At 69.9% G+C, this 26,512-nt stretch carries 14 protein-coding genes and 6 pseudogenes; 13 read left to right on the top strand and 7 right to left on the bottom strand.

The window, feature by feature from the left end:
- A partial coding sequence (locus tag Y694_RS10175; protein WP_155935810.1) for a DUF3014 domain-containing protein occupies nt 1-694 on the top strand: 694 nt, incomplete at its 5' end.
- A gap of 320 nt (nt 695-1,014) precedes the next feature.
- On the opposite strand, the gene Y694_RS10170 is transcribed toward Y694_RS10175, so the two are convergent.
- Nucleotides 1,015-1,713 carry a GntR family transcriptional regulator gene (locus Y694_RS10170; protein WP_051495692.1) on the bottom strand — a complete coding sequence of 233 codons (699 nt, stop codon included), beginning with the start codon at nt 1,711-1,713 and terminating at the stop codon, nt 1,015-1,017.
- 172 nt (nt 1,714-1,885) lie between these two features.
- Between Y694_RS10170 and scpA the strand changes: the two are divergent.
- From scpA to Y694_RS10140, 6 genes and pseudogenes are all read left to right on the top strand, one after another.
- Nucleotides 1,886-4,044 (top strand): annotated as a pseudogene (gene scpA / locus Y694_RS10165) (methylmalonyl-CoA mutase).
- Between the two features lie 4 nt (nt 4,045-4,048).
- The gene (gene meaB, locus Y694_RS10160) at nt 4,049-5,062 is read left to right on the top strand and encodes a methylmalonyl Co-A mutase-associated GTPase MeaB (protein ID WP_036232058.1); all 1,014 of its coding nucleotides are present in this window, start codon (nt 4,049-4,051) and stop codon (nt 5,060-5,062) included.
- Between the two features lie 69 nt (nt 5,063-5,131).
- Complete coding sequence (locus tag Y694_RS10155) at nt 5,132-6,664, top strand: acyl-CoA carboxylase subunit beta (RefSeq protein WP_036232057.1); 1,533 nt, start codon at nt 5,132-5,134, stop codon at nt 6,662-6,664.
- Between the two features lie 19 nt (nt 6,665-6,683).
- A pseudogene (locus Y694_RS10150) lies at nt 6,684-8,710 on the top strand (acetyl-CoA carboxylase biotin carboxylase subunit).
- An 11-nt stretch (nt 8,711-8,721) separates the two neighbouring features.
- Complete coding sequence (locus tag Y694_RS10145) at nt 8,722-9,189, top strand: VOC family protein (RefSeq protein WP_036232055.1); 468 nt, start codon at nt 8,722-8,724, stop codon at nt 9,187-9,189.
- A gap of 328 nt (nt 9,190-9,517) precedes the next feature.
- Nucleotides 9,518-10,504, top strand: a complete 987-nt coding sequence (locus Y694_RS10140) for a GGDEF domain-containing protein (protein ID WP_129448376.1) — start codon at nt 9,518-9,520, stop codon at nt 10,502-10,504.
- Here Y694_RS10140 and Y694_RS10135 read toward each other — a convergent pair.
- Nucleotides 10,501-10,992: a DUF1854 domain-containing protein gene (locus tag Y694_RS10135; RefSeq protein WP_036232049.1), complete on the bottom strand. Its 492-nt coding sequence runs from the start codon at nt 10,990-10,992 to the stop codon at nt 10,501-10,503. The genes Y694_RS10140 and Y694_RS10135 overlap by 4 nt on opposite strands.
- Nucleotides 10,989-13,301: an ABC transporter ATP-binding protein gene (locus Y694_RS10130; protein ID WP_036232046.1), complete on the bottom strand. Its 2,313-nt coding sequence runs from the start codon at nt 13,299-13,301 to the stop codon at nt 10,989-10,991. Before Y694_RS10130 ends, Y694_RS10135 begins: the two co-directional genes overlap by 4 nt.
- 182 nt (nt 13,302-13,483) lie before the next feature.
- On the opposite strand from Y694_RS10130, the gene cphA (Y694_RS10125) reads away from it, so the two are divergent.
- Together cphA (Y694_RS10125) and cphA (Y694_RS10120) are read left to right on the top strand one after the other, a co-directional pair.
- Nucleotides 13,484-15,649 carry a cyanophycin synthetase gene (gene cphA, locus Y694_RS10125; RefSeq protein WP_036232043.1) on the top strand — a complete coding sequence of 722 codons (2,166 nt, stop codon included), beginning with the start codon at nt 13,484-13,486 and terminating at the stop codon, nt 15,647-15,649.
- A 67-nt stretch (nt 15,650-15,716) separates the two neighbouring features.
- Complete coding sequence (cphA, locus tag Y694_RS10120) at nt 15,717-18,284, top strand: cyanophycin synthetase (protein WP_036232040.1); 2,568 nt, start codon at nt 15,717-15,719, stop codon at nt 18,282-18,284.
- A 121-nt stretch (nt 18,285-18,405) separates the two neighbouring features.
- Here the strand turns inward: cphA (Y694_RS10120) and Y694_RS10115 are convergent, their stop codons facing one another.
- The 4 genes and pseudogenes from Y694_RS10115 to Y694_RS10100 all read right to left on the bottom strand — a co-directional run bounded on the left by Y694_RS10115 (nt 18,406) and on the right by Y694_RS10100 (nt 22,906).
- Complete coding sequence (locus Y694_RS10115; protein ID WP_011828624.1) at nt 18,406-18,624, bottom strand: YbdD/YjiX family protein; 219 nt, start codon at nt 18,622-18,624, stop codon at nt 18,406-18,408.
- A gap of 31 nt (nt 18,625-18,655) precedes the next feature.
- Nucleotides 18,656-20,720: pseudogene (locus Y694_RS27140) on the bottom strand (carbon starvation CstA family protein).
- 163 nt (nt 20,721-20,883) lie between these two features.
- Nucleotides 20,884-21,537 carry a response regulator transcription factor gene (locus tag Y694_RS10105; protein WP_036232037.1) on the bottom strand — a complete coding sequence of 218 codons (654 nt, stop codon included), beginning with the start codon at nt 21,535-21,537 and terminating at the stop codon, nt 20,884-20,886.
- Nucleotides 21,537-22,906: pseudogene (locus Y694_RS10100) on the bottom strand (cache domain-containing protein). The gene Y694_RS10105 and the pseudogene Y694_RS10100 overlap by 1 nt, the downstream one beginning before the upstream one ends.
- Nucleotides 22,907-23,052: 146 nt before the next feature.
- Here Y694_RS10100 and Y694_RS10095 point away from each other — a divergent pair.
- The 4 genes and pseudogenes from Y694_RS10095 to Y694_RS10080 all read left to right on the top strand — a co-directional run.
- Nucleotides 23,053-23,613 (top strand): hypothetical protein, encoded by a 561-nt coding sequence (locus tag Y694_RS10095; protein WP_011828628.1) that lies wholly within the window; start codon nt 23,053-23,055, stop codon nt 23,611-23,613.
- Nucleotides 23,614-23,744: 131 nt separating this feature from the next.
- Nucleotides 23,745-24,254, top strand: a complete 510-nt coding sequence (locus tag Y694_RS10090; RefSeq protein ID WP_036232033.1) for a polyhydroxyalkanoate granule-associated phasin — start codon at nt 23,745-23,747, stop codon at nt 24,252-24,254.
- 72 nt (nt 24,255-24,326) lie between these two features.
- Nucleotides 24,327-25,447, top strand: a pseudogene (locus Y694_RS10085) (NAD(P)/FAD-dependent oxidoreductase).
- Nucleotides 25,448-25,511: 64 nt separating this feature from the next.
- A pseudogene (locus Y694_RS10080) lies at nt 25,512-26,512 on the top strand (ExeA family protein); the annotation flags it as partial.

Raw genomic sequence — 26,512 nt, 5'->3', positions numbered from 1 at the left:
GCCCGCCATCCGGCACCCGATCGATGCGCAGGGCAGCGATGCGGCGGCCGGCGCGTCGGCCCCGGCGACGCCGGAGCGCGCCGATGCCGCGGTCCGCTCGGCGCTGGTCGAGCTGCTCGGACAGCCGGCGGTGCTCAAGTTCCTGCAGGTCGACGGCTTCGCGCACCGCGTCGTCGCGACCGTGGACAACCTGGCCCGGCCGCATGCGGCGCCGCGGCTGTGGCCGGTCAACCCGAGCGCAGGGCGCTTCACGGTCGAGCCCGGCGCGGGTGGTGGCAGCGTGATCGCTGCGGCCAATGGCGCGCGCTATGCGGCCTTCACGGCCTTCGTCGAGTCGGTGGACACCGCTCGCGCGGTTGCGTTGTACGTGCGGCTGTATCCGCTGTTCCAGCAGGCCTACCAGGAACTGGGCTATCCGCGCGGCTACTTCAACGACCGGTTGGTCGACGTCATCGACCACCTGCTGCAGACGCCGGAGCCGGCGGGCCCGCTGGCGGTCGTGCTGACCGAGGTGAAGGGGCCCGTCCAGCCCGCGCGCCCGTGGGTGCGCTACGAGTTCGCCGACCCGGCGCTGGAGGCGCGGTCGGCGGGGCAGAAGATGCTGCTGCGCCTGGCACCGCAGCAGCGGCAGAGCCTGAAGGCGAAGCTGGCGGAGATTCGCGCGCAGATCACGCGGGCGCCGGGGATGAGATGAGCTTGTGTGGCGTTTGAGGTTGCTGGGCTGAGCGGGCGCCGCGCCGGGCCGCTCTGTTGCGTTCATGTCCCCCGAGCCCGCCCTCCGGCCGGGCTCTCCTCCTCTACTTCACTCCACACAGCGGCCCGTCACGGCGCTTCGATACACCGCGGTGTGCTGGGGTTGTAAAGCCTTCGCGTGCCGCGGTGGTGCGTGCGACCAGGGCGTCGGGTGAATGGCGAAGTGAGGTAGAGGAGGAGGGGTCGGCCGGGAGGCCGACGCCGGGGGACACGAACGGAGCCGTTCACCCGATGGCCTGGTCAGCAGCGCGCGGGCCAGGCTCAGCGCATCGCCGCCGCCTCTTCACCGTTGGCGAGATGCCGGCGCATCAGTTGTTGAGCCTGCTCGGCATCGCGCGCGCGCAGCGCGGCCATCAGCTGGCGGTGTTCGTTCAACGACGCCTCCAGCCGGCCCTGCTTGAACAGCGAGTGGTGGCGGTTGAGCTTCATCACCTTGCGCAGGTCGGCGACCATCTGCACGCGCCAGCGGTTGTCGGCCAGTTCGAGCAGGCGCAGGTGGAAGCGCTCGTTGGCGGCGAAGAAGCGGTCGCGGTCGCCGAGGTTGCGTTCGAGCTGTTCGTGCAGGGTCTCCAGTTCGGCCAGCTGCTCGGGCGTGAGCCGGCTGGCGGCGGCGGCGGCGGCATCGCTCTCCAGCAGCGCGAGCAGATGGAACACCTCGCTCAGGTCGCGCGCCGAGACCTCGGTGACGTAGGCGCCGCGGCGCAGCTTCATCGTCACCAGGCCCTCGGCGGCCAGCACCTTCAGCGCTTCGCGCAGCGGCGTGCGGCTGATGCCGTACTCGACCGCCAGCGCCTTCTCGTCGATCCAGCTGCCCGGCGCGAGCCGGTGCGACAGGATGCGCGTGCGCAGCGCCTCGGCCACCTGCTCGTACAGCGCGCGATCGGGCAGCGCGCCGGCCGCGGAGTCGGCAGGTGTGCGGTCGAGGGCGGTGCTGGCGAGCGTGAGGGGGGGTTCGGACATGGGTCCCGGCGGCAGTCGTTTTGGTGCAGCGCACACAAGACGTGTTTGTAATTCAGTTTTGAATTATGATCGCGCCTCAGTTCGCCGTCCAGCCCGGATTTCCGGAGCCTGACGCGCGCCTCGTGTCATGCCGCGGCGCCTTGCACACCGTTCACCGCAGGAAAGATTCGCCATGTCCGATCGCCCCGTACTTTCGCCCGAGGCCCTGGCGGCCTGGCACAAGGCCGCCGCGAAGTCGGCCCCCGGCGGCGACGTGTCGGCGCTGAACTGGGTCACGCCCGAAGGCATCACCGTGAAGCCGCTGTACACCGCGGCCGACCTGCAGGGCCTGCCGCACACCGACACGCTGCCCGGCTTCGCACCCTACCTGCGCGGTCCGCAGGCCACGATGTACGCGGTGCGGCCGTGGACCATCCGCCAGTACGCCGGCTTCTCGACCGCCGAGGAATCGAACGCCTTCTACCGCAAGGCGCTGGCTGCCGGCGGGCAGGGCGTGAGCGTGGCCTTCGACCTGGCCACCCACCGCGGCTACGACAGCGACCACCCGCGCGTGACCGGCGACGTCGGCAAGGCCGGCGTGGCGATCGACAGCGTGGAGGACATGAAGATCCTGTTCGACGGCATCCCGCTCGACAAGGTGTCGGTGTCGATGACGATGAACGGTGCGGTGCTGCCGGTGCTGGCCGGCTACATCGTCGCGGCCGAGGAGCAGGGCGTGCGCCAGGACCAGCTGAGCGGGACCATCCAGAACGACATCCTCAAGGAGTTCATGGTCCGCAACACCTACATCTTCCCGCCCGAGCCGAGCATGCGGGCCATCGGCGACATCATCGAGTACACGGCACAGCACATGCCGAAGTTCAACTCGATCTCGATCTCCGGCTACCACATGCAGGAGGCCGGCGCGAACCAGGCGCTGGAGCTGGCCTTCACGCTGGCCGACGGCAAGGAGTACGTGCGCACCGCGCTCGCCAAGGGCCTGAACGTCGACGAGTTCGCCGGCCGCCTGAGCTTCTTCTGGGCGATCGGCATGAACTTCTATCTCGAGATCGCCAAGATGCGCGCCGCGCGCATGCTGTGGTGGAAGATCATGCAGGAGTTCGAGCCCAAGAACCCGAAGAGCCTGATGCTGCGCACCCACTCGCAGACCTCGGGCTGGAGCCTGACCGAGCAGGACCCGTACAACAACGTGGTGCGTACCACCATCGAAGCGATGGCGGCGGTGTTCGGCGGCACGCAGTCGCTGCACACCAATGCGCTCGACGAGGCGATCGCGCTGCCCACCGAGTTCAGCTCGCGCATCGCGCGCAACACCCAGCTGATCATCCAGGAGGAGACCCACATCACCAACGTGGTCGACCCCTGGGCCGGCAGCTACATGATGGAGAAGCTCACCCAGGACATGGCCGACGCCGCCTGGGCCATCATCGAGGAGGTCGAGGCGATGGGCGGCATGACCAAGGCGGTGGACTCCGGCTGGGCCAAGCTCAAGATCGAGGCCAGCGCGGCCGAGAAGCAGGCCCGCATCGACTCCGGCAAGGACGTGATCGTCGGCGTCAACAAGTACAAGCTCGACAAGGAAGACGCGGTCGATTTCCTCGATATCGACAACGTGAAGGTGCGCGACAGCCAGATCGAGCGGCTCAAGGCGATCCGTGCGCGCCGCGACGCACCCGCGGTGCAGGCGGCGCTGGACGCGCTGACACAATGCGCCGAATCCGGCCAGGGCAACCTGCTCGACCTGAGCGTGAAGGCGATCCGCCTGCGCGCCACGGTCGGCGAGGTGTCCTCGGCGCTCGAGAAGGTCTGGGGGCGCCACCGCGCCGATACGCAGAAGGTGACCGGCGTGTACGCAGCTGCCTACGATTCGGCCGAAGGCTGGGAACAACTCAAGACCGAGATCGCGGCCTTCGCCGACGACCACGGTCGCCGGCCGCGCGTGATGATCGCCAAGCTCGGCCAGGACGGCCACGACCGCGGCGCCAAGGTCGTGGCCACCGCCTTCGCCGACCTCGGCTACGACGTCGACATGGGGCCGCTGTTCCAGACGCCCGACGAATGCGCGCGCCAGGCGATCGAGAACGACGTGCACGCGATCGGCGTGTCCACGCTCGCCGCCGGCCACAAGACGCTGGTGCCGGCCATCGTGGCCGAACTGAAGAAGCAGGGCGCCGACGACATCATCGTGTTCGTCGGCGGCGTGATCCCGCGCCAGGACTACGAGTTCCTCTACGAGGCCGGCGTCAAGGCATCTACGGCCCCGGCACGCCGATCCCGGCCTCGGCGAAGGACGTGCTCGAGCAGATCAAGAAGGCCATCGCCGCCCACTGAGCCGATGGCTGCCGTCCCCGACCAGGCGCTGATCGACGGCGTGCTCGGCCCGGCCGGGCCGGTGCAGCGCCGTGCCATCGCCAAGACCATCACGCTGCTCGAGTCGACGCGCGAGGAGCATCGCGCGCGCGCCGACGAACTGATCAACACCCTGCTGCCGCACAGCGGCCGATCGCTGCGGCTGGGCATCTCCGGCGTGCCCGGGGTCGGCAAGTCCACCTTCATCGAGAGCCTGGGGCTGTTCCTGGTGGAGCGCGGCCACCGCGTCGCGGTGCTGGCGGTGGACCCGTCGTCCAGCGTCTCGGGCGGCTCCATCCTGGGCGACAAGACGCGCATGGAGCGGCTGTCGGTCGACGAGCGCGCCTACATCCGCCCCAGCCCGGCCTCGGGCACGCTGGGCGGCGTGGCCGAGAAGACGCGCGAGTCGATGCTGGTGGCCGAGGCGGCGGGCTACGACGTGGTGATCGTCGAGACCGTCGGCGTCGGCCAGAGCGAGATCGCAGTGGCCGGCATGACCGACATGTTCGTGCTGCTGCAGTTGCCCAATGCCGGCGACGATCTGCAGGCCATCAAGAAGGGCGTGATGGAGCTGGCCGACCTGGTGGTGATCAACAAGGCCGACCTCGACGAGGCCGCCGCCACGCGGGCGCGTGCGCAGATCACCTCGGCGCTGCGGCTGCTGGGGCAGCACGGCAACCCGATGACGGCCCACCACGATGCGCAGCTGTGGCATCCGCAGGTGCTGCAGCTCAGCGCGCTGAAGGGCGCTGGCCTGCCCGAGTTCTGGGCCACCGTGGAGCGCTTTCGCGAGCTGCAGACGCAGAGCGGCCGGCTCGCGTCGCGCCGCCACCAGCAGGACCAGGCCTGGATGTGGGAGCGCATCGAGGCCGGGCTGAAGGCGCGCTTTCGCGGACACCCTGCCGTGCGCGAGGCGCTCTCCGCCACCAGCGCCGACGTGCGCGCCGGCCGGCTGGCGGCCTCGGTGGCGGCGCGCCGCCTGCTCGACCTTGCCGACTGATCCACACACCGACTTCCGCCCCGTTCCGTCCCACCCGACACATCCATCCAGGCCGAGAGGACCATCCCCATGCACGACATCATCGAAGAGCTCAAGCGGCGACGCGAGCGGGCCCGCCTGGGCGGCGGCGAGAAGCGCATCGAGGCGCAGCACGGCAAGGGCAAGCTCACCGCGCGCGAGCGCCTGGAACTGCTGCTCGACGCCGGCACCTTCGAGGAATGGGACATGTTCGTCGAGCACCGCTGCGCCGACTTCGGCATGGCCGACAACAAGATCCCCGGCGACGGCGTCGTGACCGGCTACGGCATGATCAACGGCCGCCTGGTGTTCGTCTTCAGCCAGGACTTCACCGTGTTCGGCGGCGCGCTCAGCGAGGCCCACGCCGAGAAGATCTGCAAGGTGATGGACCAGGCGATGAAGGTCGGTGCGCCGGTCATCGGCCTCAATGATTCCGGCGGCGCGCGCATCCAGGAGGGCGTGGCCTCGCTGGGCGGCTATGCCGAGGTGTTCCAGCGCAACGTGATGGCCTCGGGCGTGGTGCCGCAGATCAGCCTGATCATGGGGCCGTCGGCCGGTGGTGCCGTCTACTCGCCGGCGATGACCGACTTCATCTTCATGGTGAAGGACAGCAGCTACATGTTCGTCACCGGGCCCGAGGTGGTGAAGACGGTGACCCACGAGGAAGTGACCGCCGAGGAGCTGGGCGGCGCGACCACCCACACCACCAAGAGCGGCGTCGCCGACATGGCGTTCGAGAACGACGTCGAGGCCATCCTGATGCTGCGGCGCTTCTACAACTACCTGCCGCTGAACAACCGCGAGAAGGCGCCGGTGCGCCTGGGCGGCGACCCGGCCGAGCGGCTGGACTATTCGCTCGACACGCTGGTGCCGGACAACGCCAACAAGCCCTACGACATGAAGGAGCTGATCCTGAAGGTGGCCGACGACGGCGACTTCTTCGAGCTGCAGCCCGAGTACGCGAAGAACATCCTGATCGGCTTCGCGCGCATGGAGGGGCAGACGGTCGGCATCGTCGCCAACCAGCCGCTGGTGCTGGCCGGCTGCCTGGACATCAAGAGCAGCATCAAGGCGGCGCGCTTCGTGCGCTTCTGCGACGCCTTCAACATCCCGGTGGTGACCTTCGTCGACGTGCCGGGCTTCATGCCGGGCACCAGCCAGGAGTACGGCGGCATCATCAAGCACGGCGCGAAGCTGCTCTACGCCTATGCCGAGTGCACCGTGCCGAAGGTGACGGTGATCACGCGCAAGGCCTACGGCGGCGCCTACGACGTGATGGCCTCCAAGCACCTGCGCGGCGACGTGAACTTCGCCTGGCCCAACGCCGAGATCGCGGTGATGGGCGCGAAGGGCGCGGTGGAGATCATCTTCCGCGAGGACAAGGGCGATCCGGTCAAGCTGGCGGCGCGCGAGGCCGAGTACAAGCAGCGCTTCGCCAACCCCTTCGTGGCTGGTGCGCGCGGCTACATCGACGACGTGATCCAGCCGCACGAGACGCGCAAGCGCATCTGCCGTTCGCTGGTGATGCTGCGCGACAAGAAGCTCGAGAACCCGTGGCGCAAGCACGGCAACATTCCTCTTTGACGCGGCGAGGGAACGAGACATGTTCACCAAGATCCTCATTGCCAACCGCGGCGAGATCGCCTGCCGGGTCATCAAGACGGCCAAGAAGCTCGGCATCGCGACGGTCGCGGTCTACTCCGAAGCCGACCGCGACGCGCGGCACGTGGAGCTGGCCGACGAGTCGGTGCTGCTCGGGCCGGCGCCGAGCCGCGAGTCCTACCTGGTGGCCGACAAGATCATCGCCGCCGCGAAGCAGACCGGCGCGCAGGCCATCCACCCCGGCTACGGCTTCCTGTCGGAGAACGAGGACTTCGCGCGCCGCGTCGAGGAGGAGGGCCTGGTCTTCATCGGACCCAAGCACTACAGCATCGCGGCGATGGGCGACAAGATCGCCTCGAAGAAGCTCGCCAACGAGGCGAAGGTCAACACCATCCCGGGCTGGAACGACGCGATCGAATCCGCCGAGCGCGCCGTGGAGATCGCCCAGGGCATCGGCTACCCGGTGATGATCAAGGCCAGCGCCGGCGGTGGCGGCAAGGGCCTGCGCGTGGCGTTCAACGACAAGGAGGCCTTCGACGGTTTCAGCTCCTGCCGCAACGAGGCGAAGAACAGCTTCGGCGACGACCGCGTCTTCATCGAGAAGTTCGTCGAGCAGCCGCGCCACATCGAGATCCAGGTGCTGGGCGACGCCCACGGCAACGTGGTCTACCTGCATGAGCGCGAGTGCTCGATCCAGCGCCGTCACCAGAAGGTGATCGAGGAGGCGCCGTCGCCGTTCATCAGCGACGCCACGCGCAAGGCGATGGGCGAGCAGGCCGTGGCGCTGGCCAAGGCCGTGAAGTACCAGAGCGCCGGCACGGTGGAGTTCGTGGTCGGCAAGGACCAGGGCTTCTACTTCCTCGAGATGAACACGCGGCTGCAGGTCGAGCACCCGGTCACCGAGTGCATCACCGGCGTGGACCTGGTCGAGCTGATGATTCGCGTGGCCGCCGGCGAGAAGCTGCCGTTCGCACAGGCCGACATCCGGCGCACCGGTTGGGCGATGGAGTGCCGCATCAACGCCGAGGATCCGTACCGCAACTTCCTGCCGTCGACCGGGCGCCTGGTGCGCTACCAGCCGCCGGTGCAGACGATGGAAGCCGCGCTGCCGATGCCCTGGGACGGCGGCGTGCGGGTCGATACCGGCGTCTACGAGGGCGGCGAGATCCCGATGTACTACGACTCGATGATCGCCAAGCTCATCGTGCACGGGACGGACCGGCTCGACGCGATCGCCAAGATGCGCGAGGCGCTCAACGCCTTCGTGATCCGCGGCATCAGCAGCAACATCCCGTTCCAGGCGGCGTTGCTGGCGCACCCCGATTTCGTCTCGGGCGACTTCAACACCGGCTTCATCGCCGAGCACTTCCCGAAGGCTTCAAAGCCTCGGACGTGGTGCACGAGGACCCGGACTTCGTGGTCGCGCTGGCTGCGGCGGTGAACCGCAAGTTCCTGGCGCGCTCGGCGGTCATCACCGGGCAGCTGCCGGGGCACGGCCTGCGCATCGGCGACGACTACGTGGTCGTGCTGCGCGGCGAGCAGGGGGCATCCACCCACCGGCCGGTGCAGGTGCACGTCAACGGGTCGGTGGTGGTCACGCTGGACGACAAGCGCTACGAATTCCAGAGCGACTGGCGCTACGGCGAGGTGCGCATCGGCGGCTCCTGCAACGGCCGTCCGTTCACGGCCCAGGTCGAGCGGCGCGGCCTGGACCTGCGCGTCAACCACAACGGCCTGTGCGCCGACGCGCTGGTGCTGTCGCCGAGCGCCGCCGAGCTGCAGAAGCTGATGCCCTACAAGGCGCCGCCCGATACCAGCAAGTTCCTGCTCGCGCCGATGCCCGGGCTGCTGGCCGACGTGGTGGTGAAGCCCGGCCAGGCGGTGGTGGCCGGCGAGAAGCTGGCCGTGGTGGAGGCGATGAAGATGGAGAACATCCTGATCGCCGCGCAGGACGGCACGGTGGCCGAGGTGCTGGCCGGCAAGGGCGAGAGCCTGTCGGTCGACCAGCCGATCATCCGTTTCGCCTGAGGGGCTCCGCGATGAGCAGCAGCAAACCCTTCCGCATCCTCGGCCTGCAGCAGATCGCCATCGGCGGGCCGGACAAGCAGCGCCTGCGTGCGCTGTGGGTCGACATGCTGGGGCTGTCGGTCACCGGGCACTTCGTCTCCGAGCGCGAGAACGTCGACGAGGACATCTGCGCGATGGGCCGCGGTGCCCATGCGGTGGAGGTCGACCTGATGCAACCGGTCGATCCCGACAAGAAGCCGGCCGTGCACGCCACGCCGCTGAACCACGTGGGTCTGTGGGTCGACGACCTGCCGAAGGCGGTGCAGTGGATGAGCGAGAACGGGGTGCGCTTCGCGCCCGGCGGCATCCGCAAGGGCGCGGCCGGTCACGACATCTGCTTCATCCACCCCAAGGGCAACGACGAGTTCCCGGTCGGTGGCGAAGGCGTGCTGATCGAGCTGGTGCAGGCGCCGCCGGACGTGGTGGCTGCGCTGCGCTGAGCTGAGTTTTTGGCCCCGGTATCCGTGCTGACCCGAAGTCCCGGCGGTGCAACTTGTTAGACTTGTGTCACTCGGGGGGTGTTGTCGGAGCCGTGCCACCGGCCGCGTCTCCCGAGCGGGCAGTACAGGTCGGGGAGGCCGGTGAGCGGAGGACGCGCCGACCCCTGGCCGCTGTGGCGGCCGTCCTGGCGCAGCGCGTGGCGCGCCGGGTGGCGAGGCGGACGTCGGCACGGCAGCAACTAGACAACAAGAGCTCGCAGTGATCTCAGGCAACTACCCCGACAGTGTCGAGCGGAGCAGCGAACTACTCAGGCTCGCGCTCCCGCAGATGGCCAAGCATTCGGTCGCCCTGCACCCCATCAACTACGCGGTCTGGTACGAGTATGTGTCGGGCCGCAGCGGCGACCTGAAGGCCGAGATCGAGCGGCTCACCGCCGACGGGCGGGCCCTGACCGAGGCCGACGTGGCCCGGCTGTTCAAGGCCTATGTCGCGCCGGTCGGGCTCGAGACCTCCGAGCGGGTGGCCGAGAACGCCCGCCGCATCCTGCGCAGCATGGAGCAGGATGCGCTGGAAGCGACCGACCGCACCTCGGCCTTCGACCAGTCGCTGTCGCAGTGGCAGGCCGAACTCGATCGCGAGGCGAACGGCGGCGCGGTGTTGCAGGGGGTGGTGGCCAGCACGCGCGAGATGTCGGAGGCGATGCGCCAGCTGCAGAGTCGGCTGGACGTGAACCAGCGCGAGATCGCGCAGCTGCGGGCCGAGGTGGCTGCCGCCCGCAGCGAGGCGCAGACCGACAGCCTGACCGGCCTGCACAACCGCCGCTCCTTCGAGCAGCACATCGCCAAGTTCCTGGCCGACCGCGAGGCGGCGATGTCGCTGGTGCTGGTCGACATCGACCACTTCAAGCTGGTCAACGACACCCACGGCCACCTGTTCGGCGACCAGGTGCTGATGGCGGTGGCGCGGGTGCTGAAGGAGAGCGTGCGCAACGACGACCTGGCCGCCCGCATCGGCGGCGAGGAGTTCGCGCTGCTGCTGCCGTCGACGCCGCTCAAGGGCGCGGTCGAGCTGGCCGAGCGCATCCGCACCTCGATCGCCAACAGCCGCATCCGCCGCCGCAACAGCGAGCAGCAGGTCGGGCAGATCACGGTGTCGCTCGGCGTCGCCGACCTGTGGCCCAGCGACAACGGCGAGAGCTGGTTCTCGCGGGCCGACGAGGCGCTCTACGCCTCCAAGCGCGAGGGCCGCAACCGTGTCACGGCGCCGTCGCTGCTGGCACGGCATGCCGTGACCGGCGGCGTTAACCGGTCCTAGAGAAAGCGCTCCAGCAGCTTCTTCGAGCGCCGGTCCAGCGCCAGGCGGTCGCGCACCAGGAACTGGATGCCGTGGCTGTCGACGATCAGCAGCGCGCCGTGGCCGAGCCGGCGGATGTCTTCTTCGCCCTTGAGCACGAAGCTCGTGCTGCCGCGGTCGGTCTCGACCGTCCAGTGGCTGGGCGTCGAGAAGGTCGACACGGCGCTGATCTGCAGGATGGTCGGCATGAACTCGCGGCTGGCGAGCTCCGCCTCCAGCAGCGCACGCGGCGCCGGTGGCAGGGCGCTCAGGCGCTCGATCCAGTGCAGCTCGCGCCCGTCGGCCCCGACGATCGACACGCCTTCGTCGGGCGCGGCGATCGGGAAGGCACGCACCGGCACCACGCCGTCGTGCGCCACGCCGTCCGCCGCCGTGAGGACCAGGCGGCCGAAGGCATTGCGCTCGAGCCGCAGCCCGCTGTCGTCATCCATCGCGGTCGTGGTGTTCATGCGAGTTCGGTCGGGTGGGCCGACGGCGACAGCGTCGACGGCGAAGGGTGCTCCAGCGCCGCCTCGCCGTCGTCGCCTTCGACGCGGCGCAGCTGCGCCTCGTAGAGCCGCCAGTAGGCGCCGCGCTGCGCCATCAGCGCGTCGTGCGGGCCCACCTCGACGATGCGGCCGCGGTCCATGACGACCAGCCGGTCGGCCTTGCGCAGCGTGGAGAGGCGGTGCGCGATCGCGATGGTGGTACGGCCCTGCACCAGGTTGTCGAGCGCCTTCTGGATCTCCTTCTCGGTCTCGGTATCGACCGAGGAAGTGGCCTCGTCGAGGATCAGGATGCGCGGATCGATCAGCAGCGCGCGCGCGATGCTGATGCGCTGGCGCTCGCCGCCCGACAGGCCCTGGCCGCGCTCGCCGACCAGCGAGTCGTAGCCCTGCGGCAAGCGCAGGATGAACTCGTGCGCGTGCGCGGCGCGGGCCGCAGCCACGATCTCGGCGCGCGTGGCGCCCGGCTTGCCGTAGGCGATGTTCTCGGCGATCGTGCCGAAGAACAGGAAGGGCTCCTGCAGCACCAGGCCGATGTGGCGTCGGTAGTCGGCCACGCCGAAGCGACGGATGTCGATGCCATCGACCTTGATCGCGCCGTCGGTCACGTCATAGAAGCGGCAGATCAGGTTGACCAGCGTGCTCTTGCCAGAGCCGCTGTGGCCGACCAGGCCGATCATCTCGCCCGGTCGGATGTCGAGCTGCAGCCCGCGGATCACGGTGCGCGAGCCGTAGCGGAAGCCGATGTCGGCCAGCTCGATGCGGCCCTGGAGCCTGTCGATGCGCTGTGGCTGGGCGGGCTCGGGCACGTTCGACACATGATCGAGGATGTCGAAGATGCGCTTGGCGCCGGCGGCCGCCTTCTGAGTGACCGAGACGATGCGGCTCATCGAGTCCAGCCGGCCGTAGAAGCGGCCGATGTAGGCGATGAAGGCGGTCAGCACGCCGACCGTGATCTCGTTCTTGCTGACCTGCCAGATGCCGAAGGCCCACACCACCAGCAGGCCCACCTCGGTCAGCAGCGACACGGTCGGCGAGAACAGGCTCCAGGTCTTGTTGAGCCGGTCGTTGACCGCGAGGTTGTGCCGGTTCGCGTCGCGGAAGCGGTCGGCCTCGCGCTGCTCCTGGGCGAAGGCCTTGACCACGCGGATGCCCGGGATCGTGTCGGCCAGCACATTGGTCACTTCGGACCACACGCGGTCGATCTTCTCGAAGCCGGTGCGCAGGCGGTCGCGCACCAGGTGGATCATCCAGGCGATGAAGGGCAGCGGCAGCAGGGTCACCAGCGCCAGCCAGGGGTTGATCGAGGCCAGGATCACCGCGGTCATCCCGATCATCAGCACGTCGGTCGCGAAATCCAGCGCGTGCAGCGACAGGAAGACGCAGATGCGGTCGGTCTCGGAGCCGATGCGCGCCATCAGGTCGCCGGTGCGCTTGCCACCGAAGTAGTCGAGCGAAAGCCGCAGCAGGTGCTCGAAGGTGGTGGTGCGCAGATCAGCGCCGATGCGCTCGGACACCAGCGCCAGCAGGTAGGTGCGGGCCCAGCTCAGGCCCCAGGCTGCCAGCGCGGCCGCCAGCAGGCCGCCCAGCAGCATCAGCACCAGTTTCGGGTCGATCTGCTGGCCGTTCTGGAACGGGATCAGCACCTCGTCCATCAGCGGGATCGTCAGGTAGGGCGGCACCAGCGTCGCCGCGGTCGAGGCCAGCGTCAGCCCGAAGCCGATCGCCAGCTCCTTGCGGTAGGGCCGGGCGAAGCGCCACAGCCGCAGCAGCACCCAGGTCGAGGGCGGGGTGTTCAGCTCCCGGGCGCACAGCGGGCAGTCGTCGCTGTCGGGCGGCAGCGGCGCCTGGCAGCTGGGGCAGAGCGTGCCGTCGTCGCCGGGCGACTCGCCGGTGCGCAGGCGGGTCTGTTGCAATTCGAACAGTTTCAGCAGGCGCAGCGCCTGCACGTTGTGACGCAGCGTGAAGCGCCAGCCGGCGCGCCGGGTGGCGGGATCGTGCAACTCCAGGCTGCCGACCCCGGCGTGGTCGGTGTGGCGCAGCGTCAGGTCGCTGTTCAGCGGCCAGGCCTGCCAGGCGGTGGCGCCCGGTTCGCGGGCCAGCAGCCGCCGGTCGGTGAGCGCCAGCAGCCCGGCGCCGAAATGCAGGCGTGCGTCCAGGTCAACCTCCAGCGTCGCCAGCACGTTCTCTTCCGGTGCGAGCTGCGACTGGAGCGCGATGCGTGCGGGGGAGGCCCCGTCCGCTGGGACGCCGACTGGATGGTGATGATGCATTCTGATTTGTTCTCGAAGACCCACAAGGCGGCCCTCAATCCCTCGGAAGGGCCCGAGATTCTGACCGATGCCGGGTTGGCGTGCCGCATGGAATGCGGCCCGGAGCGTGGTGCCAAGGAGCCGGTCGGGCGCACAATCGTGCGTCGGTCCTGGGCTGCCCGGGCGCCTCGTCCCCGCCGAAAATGAGCAAGAAAAACGACCTGCAACTGCTCCGCATCAATTACCTGCGCGGCCCCAACATCTGGACCTACCGGCCGGTGCTGGAAACCTGGCTCGACCTCGGCGAGCTCGAAGACCACCCCTCCCATCTGTTGCCCGGCTTCAACGAGCGCCTGTGCGCGCTGCTGCCGGCGCTCGAGGAGCACCACTGCGGCGTGGGCGAGCGGGGCGGGTTCCTGCAGCGCCTGCGGGAGGGCACTTGGTGCGGCCACGTGTTGGAGCACGTGGTCATCGAGCTCCTCAACCTGGCGGGCATGCCCACCGGTTTCGGCCAGACCCGCAGCACGTCGCAGCGGGGCGTCTACCGCATGGTGTTTCGTGCCCGCGAGGAGCAGGTCGCGCGCACGGCGCTGGCCGACGGCCACCGGCTGCTGATGGCCGCCATCAACGATGAGGCCTTCGATGTCGCTGCGGCCGTGGCCCGCGTGCGCGAGCAGGTCGACGACACCTATTTCGGGCCCAGCACCGCCGCCATCGTCGGCGCCGCCACCGAACGTGGCATCCCGCACATCCGCCTCAATGATGGCAACCTGGTGCAGCTCGGCCACGGTGCCCGCCAGCGCCGCATCTGGACCGCCGAGACCGACCGCACCAGCGCCATCGCCGAGGGCATCGCCGGCGACAAGGACCTGACCAAGCGCCTGCTCAAGTCCTGCGGCGTGCCGGTGCCGGAGGGTGAGGTCGTCGACAGCGTCGAGGCCGCCTGGGAGGCGGCGCAGGACATCGGCCTGCCGGTGGCACTGAAGCCGACCGACGGCAACCACGGCCGAGGCGTCACGCTGGACCTGACCAGCCGCGAGGACATCGAGGCCGCGTATGCCTATGCCGACCTGCACGGCAGCGAGGTCATGGTCGAGCGCCACGTGCCCGGCCAGGAGCACCGCCTGCTGGTGGTGGGCGGCCGGGTGGTGGCCGCAGCGCGCGGCGAGACCGCCTGGGTCACCGGTGACGGCCGCTCCACGGTGAGTGAGCTGGTCGACGCCCAGATCAACACCGACCCGAGGCGCGGCGAGACCGAGGACTTCCCGCTCGGCCTGATCGAGACCGACAAGGACGGCGCGGTGCTGTCCGACCTGCAGCGCCAGGGGCTCGCGCCCGATGCGGTGCCGGCCAGCGGCCGCCGCGTGCTGATCCAGCGCAACGGCAACGTCGCGATCGACTGCAGCGACCAGGTCCACCCCGAGGTCGACCACATCGTGTCGCTCGCCGCGCGCGTGGTGGGCCTGGACATCGCCGGCGTCGACGTGGTGGCCGAGGACATCTCGCGCCCGCTGGCCGAGCAGGGCGGCGCGATCGTCGAGGTCAACGCCGGCCCCGGGCTGCTGATGCACCTGCGGCCGGCCGAGGGCATGCCGCGGCCGGTCGGCCAAGCCATCATCGACCACCTGTTCGCCGAAACGGAAAGCGGGCGCATTCCCATCGTCGGCGTGGCCGGGACCCGAGGCACCCACACCATCGCCCGGCTGGTGGCCTGGCTGGTGCACCTGAGCGGCCGCCACGTCGGGCTGGCCTGCCGCGACGGCCTGTTCCTCGGCGGACGCCGGATCGAGCACGGCGACTGCGCGCACTGGGAAGCCAGCCACCGGCTGCTGATCAACCGGCAGGTGGAGGTGGCGGTGGTGGAGAACGGCGCCGAGGCCATCCTGCGCGACGGCCTCGCCTACGACCGCTGCCAGGTCGGCGTCGTCACCGACCTCGACGGCGCCGCGGCGCTGGCGGCGTTCGACATTCGCGAATCCGACCAGATGCTCAAGGTGCTGCGCACCCAGGTCGACGTGGTACTGCCGGACGGCGTGGCGGTGCTCAATGCCGACGACGAGCGGGTGGCCGAACTGGCCGGCCTGTGCGACGGCGAGGTGATCCTCTACGGCGTCGACGCAGCCACACCGGTCCTGCAGGCGCAGCGCGCCCAGGGCGGGCGAGCCGTGTTCCTGCGCCACGGCCGCGCGATCCTGGCCACCGGCGGGGTCGAGACGCAGGGACCCGAATTCACCCGTGGCCGCATGGCCGAGGTGCCGCCGGAGACCATGCTGGCGGCCATCGCCGCCGCCTGGGCGCTGGGGATCGCGCCCGAACTGGCGGCCGCCGGCATCGAGACCTTCCAGCTCGAACCGAAGACCACGCACTGAGCCCCGCCGGGGCCCCGACAATCGACGCGAACGGCGATCTGCCCGAACCACCCGAAGAGCAGCAGCGATGGAAGTTTCCCGCATCCGTGCCTTGCGCGGCCCCAACCTGTGGAGCCGGCACACCGCGATCGAGGCGATCGTCTCGTGCACCGCGCCCGAATGCGAGATCGCCGATCCGGTCGGTCTCGAGGCGCGCCTGCGGGCACTGTTCCCGACCATCGGCGCGCTGCGTACCGCTGTCCCGGGCGTGCCGGTCTCGCTGGCCCACCTGCTCGAGGCGGCGGCGCTGGCGCTGCAGGCGCAGGCCGGCTGCCCGGTGACCTTCAGCCGCACCTCGGCGACCGTCGATCCCGGTGTCTTCCAGGTCGTCGTCGAGTACAGCGAGGAAGAGGTCGGTCGACTGGCCTTCGACCTCGCCCGCGAACTGATCGATGCGGCACTGCACGCTCGCGGCTTCGATGTCGATGCGGCGATCACGCGCCTGCGTGAGACCGACGAGGACGTGCGCCTGGGCCCCAGCACCGGCGCGATCGTCGATGCGGCGCTGGCGCGCAATATCCCCTACCGCCGCCTGACGCAGGGCAGCATGGTGCAGTTCGGCTGGGGGTCGCGGCAACGCCGCATCCAGGCCGCCGAGGTCGACTCGACCAGCGCTGTCTCCGAGGCCATCGCGCAGGACAAGGACCTCACCAAGACGCTGCTGCGTGCCGCCGGCGTGCCGGTGCCGATCGGCCGGCTGGTGGCGAGCGCCGACGAGGCCTGGGCCGTGGCCCTGGAGATCGGCCTGCCGGTGGTGGTCAAGCCGCAGGACGGCAACCAGGGCAAGGGCGTCACGGTCAACATCGTCGACCGCGCCCACCTCGATGTGGCCTTCAAGGCCGCGGCCGAGATCGGCGACGTGATGGTCGAGAAGTTCCTGCCCGGCAGCGACTTCCGCCTGCTGGTGGTGGGCGACCGGCTGGTGGCGGCGGCGCGCCGCGAGCCGCCGCACGTCATCGGCGACGGCGTGCACACGGTGCGCGAACTGGTCGATCTGGTGAACGCCGACCCGCGGCGCGGCACCGGGCATGCCACCTCGCTGACCAAGATCCGCTTCGACGAGATCGCCGTCGCGCGACTGCAGGTGCAGGGGCTGGCACCCGATTCGGTGCCCGAGAAGGGCCGCCGCGTGATCCTGCGCAACAACGCCAACCTCAGCACCGGCGGCACGGCCGCCGACGTGACCGACGACGTGCACCCCGAGGTGGCCGCGCGCGCCGTCGCCGCGGCGCAGATGATCGGACTGCACATCTGCGGCGTCGATGTGGTGTGCGAGACGGTGGGTCGCCCGCTCGAAGAGCAGAGCGGCGGCGTGGTCGAGGTCAATGCCGCGCCCGGCCTGCGCATGCACCTGTCGCCCTCGTTCGGCAAGGGCCGCAACGTCGGCGAGGCGATGATCCAGCACCTGTTCGGCCACGGCGACGACGGCCGCATCCCGGTGGTGGCGGTGACGGGTACCAACGGCAAGACCACCACGGCGCGCCTGATCGCCCACCTGTTCGCGACCAGCGGGCTGCGCGTGGGCATGACCAACACCGACGGTGTCTACGTCGAGGGCCGCCAGATCGACAGCGGCGACTGCAGCGGACCCAAGAGCGCGCGCAACGTGCTGATGCATCCCGATGTCGACGCGGCCGTGTTCGAGACCGCACGCGGCGGCGTGTTGCGCGAGGGTCTGGGCTTCGACCGTTGCCAGGTGGCGGTGGTCACCAACATCGGCAGTGGCGACCACCTCGGCCTCAACTACATCACCACCGTCGAGGATCTGGCGGTGCTCAAGCGGGTGATCGTGCAGAACGTGGCGCAGAGCGGCTACGCGGTGCTCAACGCGACCGACGTCAACGTCGCCGCGATGGCCGGCACCTGCCCCGGTGACGTGATCTTCTTCGCGGCCGATCGCCATCACCCAGTGATGGCCACGCACCGCGCGCAGGGCAAGCGCACCGTCTACGTCGAGGGCGACGCGCTGGTCGCGGCGCAGGGCGCCTGGCGCGAGAAGCTGCTGCTGCGCGACATCCCGCTCACACGCGGCGGGACCATCGGCTTCCAGGTCGAGAATGCCATGGCGGCCGTGGCCGCCGCCTGGGGTGCGGGGCTCGACTGGGACACGGTACGCCGTGGTCTGGCCAGCTTCGTCAACGACGCCGACAACGCGCCGGGCCGCTTCAACGTGATGGACTTCAAGGGCGCGACGGTGATCGCCGACTACGGCCACAACCCCGACGCGATGCGCGCGCTGGTGGCCGCGGTCGACGCGATGCCGGCCACGCGCCGCGCGGTGGTGATCAGCGGCGCCGGCGACCGGCGTGACGACGACATCCGCGAGCAGACCCAGATCCTCGGTGCCGCGTTCGACGATGTGCTTCTGTATCAGGACGCCGCGCAGCGCGGCCGTGCCGACGGCGAGGTGATCGCGCTGCTGCGCGAGGGCCTGCGGGGCGCGACGCGCACCCGCCACGTCGAGGAGATCCACGGCGAGTTCATCGCCATCGACACCGCGCTCGATCGGCTGAAGCCGGGCGAGCTCTGCCTGGTGCTGGTCGATCAGGTCGAGGAAGCGATGGCGCACCTGGCGCGTCGCGTCGCTGCAGGCTGACCGTCCGCCGCGACCTCCTGCCGGACGGCCGGCGCGTCATGCGCGCCGGCTTCAAGGTCCCGGGCGCCCGGTTTTGCCAGGCGTCCGGGGAAACGAACGAGGCGGGGCTCGCCGGTCGGCTTCAGCAGCAGCGGCCGGTGCGCGACCCGTAGCGGGCCTGCTGGCGCTCGCGGAAGAAGTCCTCGTAGCTCATCACCGGCCGGTCCGGGTGGACCGTCCTGGCATGCGCCGCGTAGGCCTCGTAGTCGGGCTGGCCGACCATCAGGCGCATGGCTTGGCCGAGGTAGCGGCCCGCCTTCTCGACGTCTTGCAACAAGCCGGTGAAGCTGCCGGAGGCCATGGGGCGGGCGCTGTGGAAGCAGAGCGAGCGTTCAGCCGCCGGCGCCTTGCGGCATCGGTTCGAACGGCGTTTCGCGCACGGTCGGCGACTGGTTGCCCAGCGCCTTCAGGATCGACTTGACCGCATAGAACACCGTGCTCACGACGACCAGCATGAACAGCACGCACAAGCTGGCGTTGATGTAGTCGTTGACCACGATGTGGCGCATCGCGTCGAGCGACTTGGCCGGCGCCAGCACCGTCCCCTGCGCCAGCGCGTCGCCGAACTTCTGCGCGTGGGCCAGGAAGCCGACCTTCGGATCCGGCGAGAACAGCTTCAGCCAGCCGGCGGTCAGCGTGCAGATCAGCAGCCACGCCGCCGGCACGATGGTGACCCAGGCGTAGCGCTGGCGCTTCATCTTGAACAGCACCACGGTGCCCAGCGTCAGCGCCACGGCGGCCAGCATCTGGTTGGAGATGCCGAACAGCGGCCACAGCGTGTTGATGCCGCCCAGCGGATCCACCACGCCGGCGTACAGGAAGTAGCCCCAGGTCGCCACGCACAGGCCGGTGGCGATCAGGTTGGCGGGCAGCGAGTCGGTGCGCTTCATCGCCGGGATGAAGTTGCCCAGCAGGTCCTGCAGCATGAAGCGCCCGGCGCGCGTGCCGGCGTCGACCGCGGTCAGGATGAACAGCGCCTCGAACAGGATCGCGAAGTGGTACCAGAAGGCCATCATCGCGGGCCCGCCGACCACCTGGTGCAGGATGTGCGCCATGCCCACGGCCAGCGTCGGTGCGCCGCCGGCGCGTGCGAGGATGGTGTTCTCGCCCACGTCCTTGGCGGTCTGGATCAGCACGTCGGGCGTGATCACGAAGCCCCAGGTCGACAGGGTCTGCGCCACCGCCTCCGGCGTCGTGCCGACCAGCGCGGCCGGGCTGTTCATCGCGAAGTAGATGCCCGGCTGGATCACCGAGGCCGCCACCAGCGCCATGATCGCGACGAAGGACTCGGCCAGCATGCCGCCGTAGCCGATGAAGCGCGCGTGCGTCTCGTTCTCCAGCATCTTGGGCGTGGTGCCCGACGAGATCAGCGCATGGAAGCCCGACACCGCGCCGCAGGCGATGGTGATGAACAGGAAGGGGAACAGGTTGCCCGACCACACCGGGCCGTTGCCCTGCGCGAACTGGGTCAGTGCCGGCATCTGCAGCGTCGGTGCGACGATCAGGATGCCGATCGCCAGCGCGATGATGGTGCCGATCTTCAGGAAGGTCGACAGGTAGTCGCGCGGCGCCAGCAGCAGCCACACCGGCAAGACCGAGGCGATGAAGCCGTAGCCGATCAGCATCCAGGTGAGAGCCTTGCCGTCGAAGTCGAACAGCGCGGACAGGGCCGCATGCTCGTGCACCCAGCCGCCCAGCCAGATGGCCGCCATCAGCAGCACGAAGCCGATCGCCGAGACCTCGCCGATGCGCCCCGGCCGCAGGTAGCGGCTGTAGATGCCCATGAACAGCGCGACCGGGATCGTCAGGCCCACGGTGACCGCACCCCACGGCGAGTGCGCCAGCGCCTTGACGACGATCAGCGCCAGCACCGCCAGGATGATGATCATGATCATGAAGCGCCGAACAGCGTGATGACGCCCGGCACCGTGCCCATCTCCTGCTTCACCAGCTCGCCGAGCGAACGGCCGTCGCGCCGCGTGGAGATGAACAGCACGATGAAGTCCTGCACCGCGCCGGCGAACACCACGCCGGCCAGCAGCCACAGCATGCCCGGCAGGTAGCCCATCTGTGCGGCCAGTACCGGGCCGACCAGCGGACCGCGCCCGCGATCGCGGCGAAGTGGTGGCCGTAGAGCACGTACTTGTTGGTCGGCACGTAGTCCAGGCCATCGTTGTGGCGGTGTGCCGGCGTCTGCCGGTTCGGATCGAGACCCAGCACCTTGGTCGCCAGGAACAGGCTGTAGTAGCGGTAGGCGATGAGGTAGACGCACAGGGCGGCCACCACCACCCACAGGGCGCTGATGGCTTCACCGCGCTGCAGCGCGATGGTCGCCAGCGCGAACGCGCCGACGATGGCGACGAGCACCCAGGAAAGGTGCTTGCGTAGATGGGTCATGGGGGTCTCCTGAACACTGAGGGGCCGTGCCCCCGTGGTCGTCCGACCCGGATGCACTGGAATGGGCGTCAGTGTCCGCAGCGGTGCATCCTGAAACAAGCGTCGCACCACGTAGGGGGCTGCGTGGGACCACTTAGGGACCAGACCGGGGTGAGGGAGGACCTCAGCCCTCGTCTTCGCGGTAGCGCCGGCCGTGTTCGACCGCGTACTTGATCAGCTCCGCCTGACCCTCGATGCCCAGCTTGCGCTTGATGTTCTGGCGATGCGTCTCGACGGTGCGCACGCTCAGGTCCAGCCGCTCGGCGATCTGCTTGCTCGACAGGCCGTCGGCCAGGCAGGCGAGGATCTCGCTTTCCCGGTGCGAGACCAGCGGCTTCGGCGCCTGGCCGCGGAACAGGCGCTTGGACACCGCCGGGCTCAGGAAGGTGCCGCCGGCGCACACCGCCTCGATGGCCGCGATGATGTCGGCCGAGGGCGCGTCCTTCAGCACGTAGCCGCGGGCGCCGGCCTGCATGGCCTGCTGCACGTACTCGGGGTTGTCGTACATGCTGAGCACCAGCACGGCCACCGCCGGATGGCGCTGCGCCAGCAGGCGGGTGAGCTCGATGCCGTTGATCTCGCGCATGCCGACGTCCATCAGCGCCAGGCCGGGGTGCAGCTGCGGGATCAGCTCCAGCGCCTCTCGTGCGCTGCCGGCCTCGCCCACCACCTCGAGCCAGGCGATCGCCTGCAGGCGCGAGCGCAGGCCCTCGCGCACGAGCGGGTGGTCGTCGACGATCAGCAGTCGGACGCGGGGCGCGTCGGGTTCGTGGCTCATCAGGCCTCCTTCAGGCGGCGCAGCTGCGCCTCGGGCACGTCGGCGATCAGCTCGGTGAGACCGCTGCGCGAGCGGATGCGGAACGATCCGCCGATCGAGGCGAGGCGCTCGCGCATGTTGCGCAGGCCGATCCCGCGACGCGGGTCGAGCTGCACCGCGGCGAGGTCGAAGCCGCGGCCGTCGTCGAGGATCGCGAGCCGCAGGCCGCTGGGCCGGAACGCCAGCCGGATGCGCACCGACTGCGCGGCGGCGTGCTTCTCGATGTTGGTCAGCGCCTCCTGCGTCACGCGGAACAGCACGGTCTTCACGTCGTCCGGCAACTCGATCGACGGCCCGCGCATGCGCATCGAGAACGCCAGCCCGCTGTGGTCGCCGAACTCCCGGCCAGGTGCTCCAGCGCTGCGGGCAGGCCCAGCACGTCGAGCATCGCCGGGCGCAGGCGGTGCGAGATGCGCCGCACCTCGGTCAGCGCGTCGGCCAGGCGCACCGCGGCGCGCTCCAGCGGCACGGCGGCCTGGGCCGGCTCGCGCTCGATCTGCTCGATCGCCGACTCGATCAGCAGCTTGATCGACACCAGCGTCTGGCTGGTGCCGTCGTGCAGCTCGCGCGAGAGGTGGGCGCGCTCGGACTCCTGTGACTGCACCACCTGCTGCGCGAGCTGGCGCAGCTTGGCGTCGGCCTCCTTGTGTTCGCTGAGGTTGAGCGCCAGGCCGCACACCGTGATCAGCGCGATGCCCGACAGCGCGATGCCGGCGATCCACAGGAACGTGGTCTCGATGTTGGCCGCCACCTGATGGTCCAGCTGCGCCATCGTGGCTTGCACGTCGTCGAGGTAGAGGCCGGTGCCGAGCATCCAGTTCCAGCGCGGCAGCGCGATCACGTAGCCCAGCTTGGGCGTGGTCTGCCGTGTGGATGGCTTGCGCCACAGGTAGTCGATGAAGCCGCCGCCCTCGCTGGCCTTGGCGATCAGCTGCTGGATGGTCGGGTGGCCCGCCTCGTCGCGCAGCTCCCACAGGTCGTTGCCCACCAGCTCGGGCTGGCGTGGGTGCATCAGGCTCCGGCCCTGCAGGTCGTAGAGGAAGAAGTAGCCGTCGGTGCCGTAGTCCAGCGACGCCAGCAGCTTCATCGCGGCCTGGCGCGTGGTCTCGCTGTCGTCGCCCGAGTCGTACAGCGGCGCGATGGTGCTGCGCGCGAGCTCGACGTAGTGGCGCAGCTCGGTGCGCTTGGAGCTCATGTAGGCGCTCTCGACCAGCTCGCGTTCGCGCGCCGCCAGCGCGCGCTCCTGGTGGCGCACGGCCAGCGCGATCAGCACGATCGACGCCAGCAGCGGCACCACGGCGAGGAGGACGATCTTGCTCTTGAGTCGCATGTTTCGTGGATGGTATCCACAGCGGCAGGGCGGGCGGTCTGCCGCATGTAGGACAGCCGCTACCCGCGCTCGCGGCGGCGTCCGATGTCCGGCGCGGCGCGCGGCGCAAATACTCCGCACACGTTATCCCGACCTCAGGAGTCCTCATGCACACCCCCCTTCGATTCAAGCCCGCTCTTCTCGCCCTGTGTACCGCCGCCGCATTCGCAGCCTCGCCCGCCTTCGCGGCCGGCATGAGCAAGGCCGAGTACTCGGCCGCCAAGGACCGCATCGGCGCCGACTACAAGCTCGCCAAGGCCTCCTGCGACCGCCTGTCCGGCAACGGCAAGGACGTCTGCGAGGAAGAGGCCGAGGCCAAGGAGAAGGTCGCCAAGGCCGAGCTCGAGGCCGCGTACACCGGCAAGCCCGGCGACCGCGCGAAGGTGGCCGAGGTGAAGGCCGACACCGCCTACGAGGTCGCGAAGGAACGCTGTGACGATCTCGCCGGCAACGCCAAGGACGTGTGCGTCCAGGAAGCCAAGGCGGCCCACACGAAGGCGCGCGCCGATGCCAAGCTGGTCAGCGCCACCGGCAAGGCGCAGATGGAGGCGCGTGACGAGAAGCGCGAGGCCAACTACAAGGTCGAGGCCGAGAAGTGCGATGCGCTCGCAGGCGACGCCAAGTCGACTTGCGTGGCCGATGCCAAGGCCCGCTACGGCAAGAGTTGAGCCGCCTGACACGTTCCCGACAAGCCGGCCTCGCGCCGGCTTTTTTCGCTGTCGAGGTCGATCCGGGACTCGATGTAAGCCCTGCGTCACCCGGTACCCGCATACCTGAACCTTTGGACCCGAAAGCTTTCATGAAATCCACCGACCTTCCCGCTGCGATATTCTTCCCGATCGGTCTGTGGCTGGGCGTCGCGAGCAAGACGCAGGAGATGCTGCTCGCGTCGTCCCAGGTCATCGCGACCCGCAGCGCGCGCTTGGCGTCGGCCGGGCCGCTGCCGTCGGCCGCCGACCGGCGCGAGTTCGCGCTGATGGGCAGCGAGAAGCTGGACGCCTTCTCGCAATCTGCCGCCGCCCTGGGTCGCGCCTGGACTCCGGCGGTGCAGACGCTCAACGCCCAGGCCCTGCAGGGCTGGCTGGCGATCATGAACAACGCCTTCGCGCTGGCTGGCAGCCGCACGCCGGCCCAGGCGATGCGTCGCCACAAGACGCTGGTCAGCACGGTGATGCGGCGCGCACCGACGCTGCAGCGTGCCTCCGATGCAGCGGCGCGCGTGACCCACAGCGCGCTCGCGCCGGTACACCGCACCGCGACCGCCAACGCGCGCCGGCTCGGCTCGGCCAAGAAGACGAGCCGGCGCTGAGTCGCCAGGCACCGGCGTGGCCGGCCGTAGCATCTCAGGCCGGGGCACCCGGCGGGCGGGGAGGGCGCGCGGATGGATCAGGTCGATGCGGTGGTTGTCGGGGCCGGGGTCGTGGGGCTGGCGGTCGGTCGCGCGCTGGCGCGGCGCGGCTTCGAGACCGTGGTGCTTGAAAGCGAGACCGCGATCGGCACCGTCACCAGCGCGCGCAACAGCGAGGTGATCCATGCCGGCCTCTACTACCCCTCCGGTTCGCTGAAGGCGCGGCTGTGCGTGGCCGGCAAGGCGGCGCTCTACGCCTACTGCGCCGAGCGCGGCATCGCGCACCGGCGCTGCGGCAAGCTGATCGTCGCGACCGGGCCGACGCAGCATGCGGCGCTGCACGCGCTGAGCCGGCGTGCGGCCGACAACGGCGTCGACGACCTGCAACTCCTGACGCCGGACGCTGCGCGTGCGCTCGAACCCGCGCTCGCCTGCAGCGAGGCACTGCTGTCGCCGTCGACCGGCATCGTCGACAGCCACGGCCTGATGCTCGCGCTGCAGGCGACCTGGAGTCGGCCGGCGGCGCGGTGGCGCTGGCCTCGCGCGTCGAGCGCATCGAGGTCGGGCGACCGCACCGTGTGCAGGCGGCCGGCATGACGCTGGGCGCGCGCATCGTCGTCAATGCCGCCGGGCTGTGGGCGCCGGCGCTCGCACGGCGCACCGAGGGGCTGGCGCCGGCCTTCCAGCCGCCGGGCCGGTTCGCGAAGGGCAGCTACTTCGCGTTGCCGGGCCGGGCGCCGTTCTCGCATCTCATCTACCCGATGCCGGAGGTTGCCGGCCTCGGCGTCCACCTGACGCTCGATCTCGGCGGCCAGGCGCGCTTCGGGCCCGATGTGGAATGGGTCGAGCCCGGTCCCGCCGCCGCGGGCGGTGACGGCACGCTCGACTACCGCGTCGACGTTCGGCGCGCCGATGGCTTCTATGCGGAGATCCGCCGCTACTGGCCGGCGCTTCCCGACGGCGCGCTGCAGCCGGCCTACAGCGGCGTGCGGCCCAAGCTGTCGGGCCCGGGCGAGCCGGCGGCCGACTTCCGCATCGACGGCCCGGCCGAGCACGGTATCGAGGGCCTGGTGAACCTGCTCGGCATCGAGTCGCCGGGCCTGACGGCCAGCCTCGCGCTGGCCGACGAGACGCTGCGGCGCCTGGCTGCGTGAGCCGCTGCCTCGAGCGGAACCGGCCCGGAAGGCCGCGGCTCCGCCGGAAAGTATCCTCTGCACCATGTACGCGCAATTTTTCGGCCTGAGCAGGAGCCTTTCTCGATCGCGCCCGACCCGCGTTTCCTCTTCATGAGCGAGCGGCACCGGGAGGCGCTGGCCCATCTGCTCTACGGCGTGCGCGGCGGCGGCGGCTTCGTGCTGCTGACCGGCGAGATCGGGGCCGGCAAGACCACGGTGTGTCGCCTGCTGCTGGAGCAGGTGCCCAAGCGCTGCAACGTCGCCTACATCTTCAACCCCAAGCTCACCGTCGAGGAGCTGCTGAAGTCGGTGTGCGACGAGTTCGGCATCCCCTACGCGCACCCGGGCCCCGGCGCGGCCACGGTGAAGGACTACCTCGATCCGCTCAATCGCTTCCTGCTGCAGACCCATGCGGTCGGTCAGAGCAACGTGCTGATCATCGACGAGGCGCAGAACCTGTCGGCCGACGTGCTGGAGCAACTGCGCCTGCTGACCAACCTGGAGACCAACGAGCGCAAGCTGCTGCAGATCGTGCTGATCGGGCAACCCGAGCTGCGCCAGATGCTGGCGCGGCCCGAACTGGAGCAGCTGGCGCAGCGCGTGATCGCGCGCTACCACCTCGAGGCACTGACGGAGACCGAGACGCTGCAGTACATCCGGCACCGACTCACCATCTCGGGCCTGAACCGCGCGCTGCCTTTCGATCGCGAGTCGGTGCAGCGCATCCACCAGTTGTCGCGCGGCGTGCCGCGCCGCATCAACCTTCTGTGTGACCGGGCGCTGCTCGGCGCCTATTCGTCCGGCGCGCACCGCGTGCGGCGCGAGATCGTCGACAAGGCCGCGCGCGAGGTGTTCGAGACCCCGTCGCCGATGAACCCGCGCCGCTGGTTGCAGTGGCGTCCGGCGGTGCTGGGGCTGGGCCTGGTCGGCGGCGCCGTGCTGTTCGCGGCAGGCAGCTGGATGCTCGGCGGCGGGCGGTCGTCATCGGAACGCGGCGCCGCGAGCGCGGTGACGGCGGTGGCGGCTTCTGTGCCGGCGGTCGCG

The organism is Methylibium sp. T29-B (assembly GCF_000576225.1).
Taxonomy (GTDB): Bacteria; Pseudomonadota; Gammaproteobacteria; order Burkholderiales; family Burkholderiaceae_C; genus Methylibium; species Methylibium petroleiphilum.
Note: the sequence above shows the minus strand (reverse complement) of the source record. Positions and strands in the feature narration are given on the sequence as shown.

Excerpts from the sequence above, each read along its gene's own strand:
- Y694_RS10170 (WP_051495692.1), bottom strand. The coding sequence starts at position 1,713 with ATGTCCGAACCCCCCCTCACGCTCGCCAGCACCGCCCTCGACCGCACA.
- meaB (WP_036232058.1), top strand. The coding sequence starts at position 4,049 with ATGGCTGCCGTCCCCGACCAGGCGCTGATCGACGGCGTGCTCGGCCCG.
- Y694_RS10155 (WP_036232057.1), top strand. The coding sequence starts at position 5,132 with ATGCACGACATCATCGAAGAGCTCAAGCGGCGACGCGAGCGGGCCCGC.
- Y694_RS10145 (WP_036232055.1), top strand. The coding sequence starts at position 8,722 with ATGAGCAGCAGCAAACCCTTCCGCATCCTCGGCCTGCAGCAGATCGCC.
- Y694_RS10140 (WP_129448376.1), top strand. The coding sequence starts at position 9,518 with ATGGCCAAGCATTCGGTCGCCCTGCACCCCATCAACTACGCGGTCTGG.
- Y694_RS10135 (WP_036232049.1), bottom strand. The coding sequence starts at position 10,992 with ATGAACACCACGACCGCGATGGATGACGACAGCGGGCTGCGGCTCGAG.
- Y694_RS10130 (WP_036232046.1), bottom strand. The coding sequence starts at position 13,301 with ATGCATCATCACCATCCAGTCGGCGTCCCAGCGGACGGGGCCTCCCCC.
- cphA (WP_036232043.1), top strand. The coding sequence starts at position 13,484 with ATGAGCAAGAAAAACGACCTGCAACTGCTCCGCATCAATTACCTGCGC.
- cphA (WP_036232040.1), top strand. The coding sequence starts at position 15,717 with ATGGAAGTTTCCCGCATCCGTGCCTTGCGCGGCCCCAACCTGTGGAGC.
- Y694_RS10115 (WP_011828624.1), bottom strand. The coding sequence starts at position 18,624 with ATGGCCTCCGGCAGCTTCACCGGCTTGTTGCAAGACGTCGAGAAGGCG.
- Y694_RS10105 (WP_036232037.1), bottom strand. The coding sequence starts at position 21,537 with ATGAGCCACGAACCCGACGCGCCCCGCGTCCGACTGCTGATCGTCGAC.
- Y694_RS10095 (WP_011828628.1), top strand. The coding sequence starts at position 23,053 with ATGCACACCCCCCTTCGATTCAAGCCCGCTCTTCTCGCCCTGTGTACC.
- Y694_RS10090 (WP_036232033.1), top strand. The coding sequence starts at position 23,745 with ATGAAATCCACCGACCTTCCCGCTGCGATATTCTTCCCGATCGGTCTG.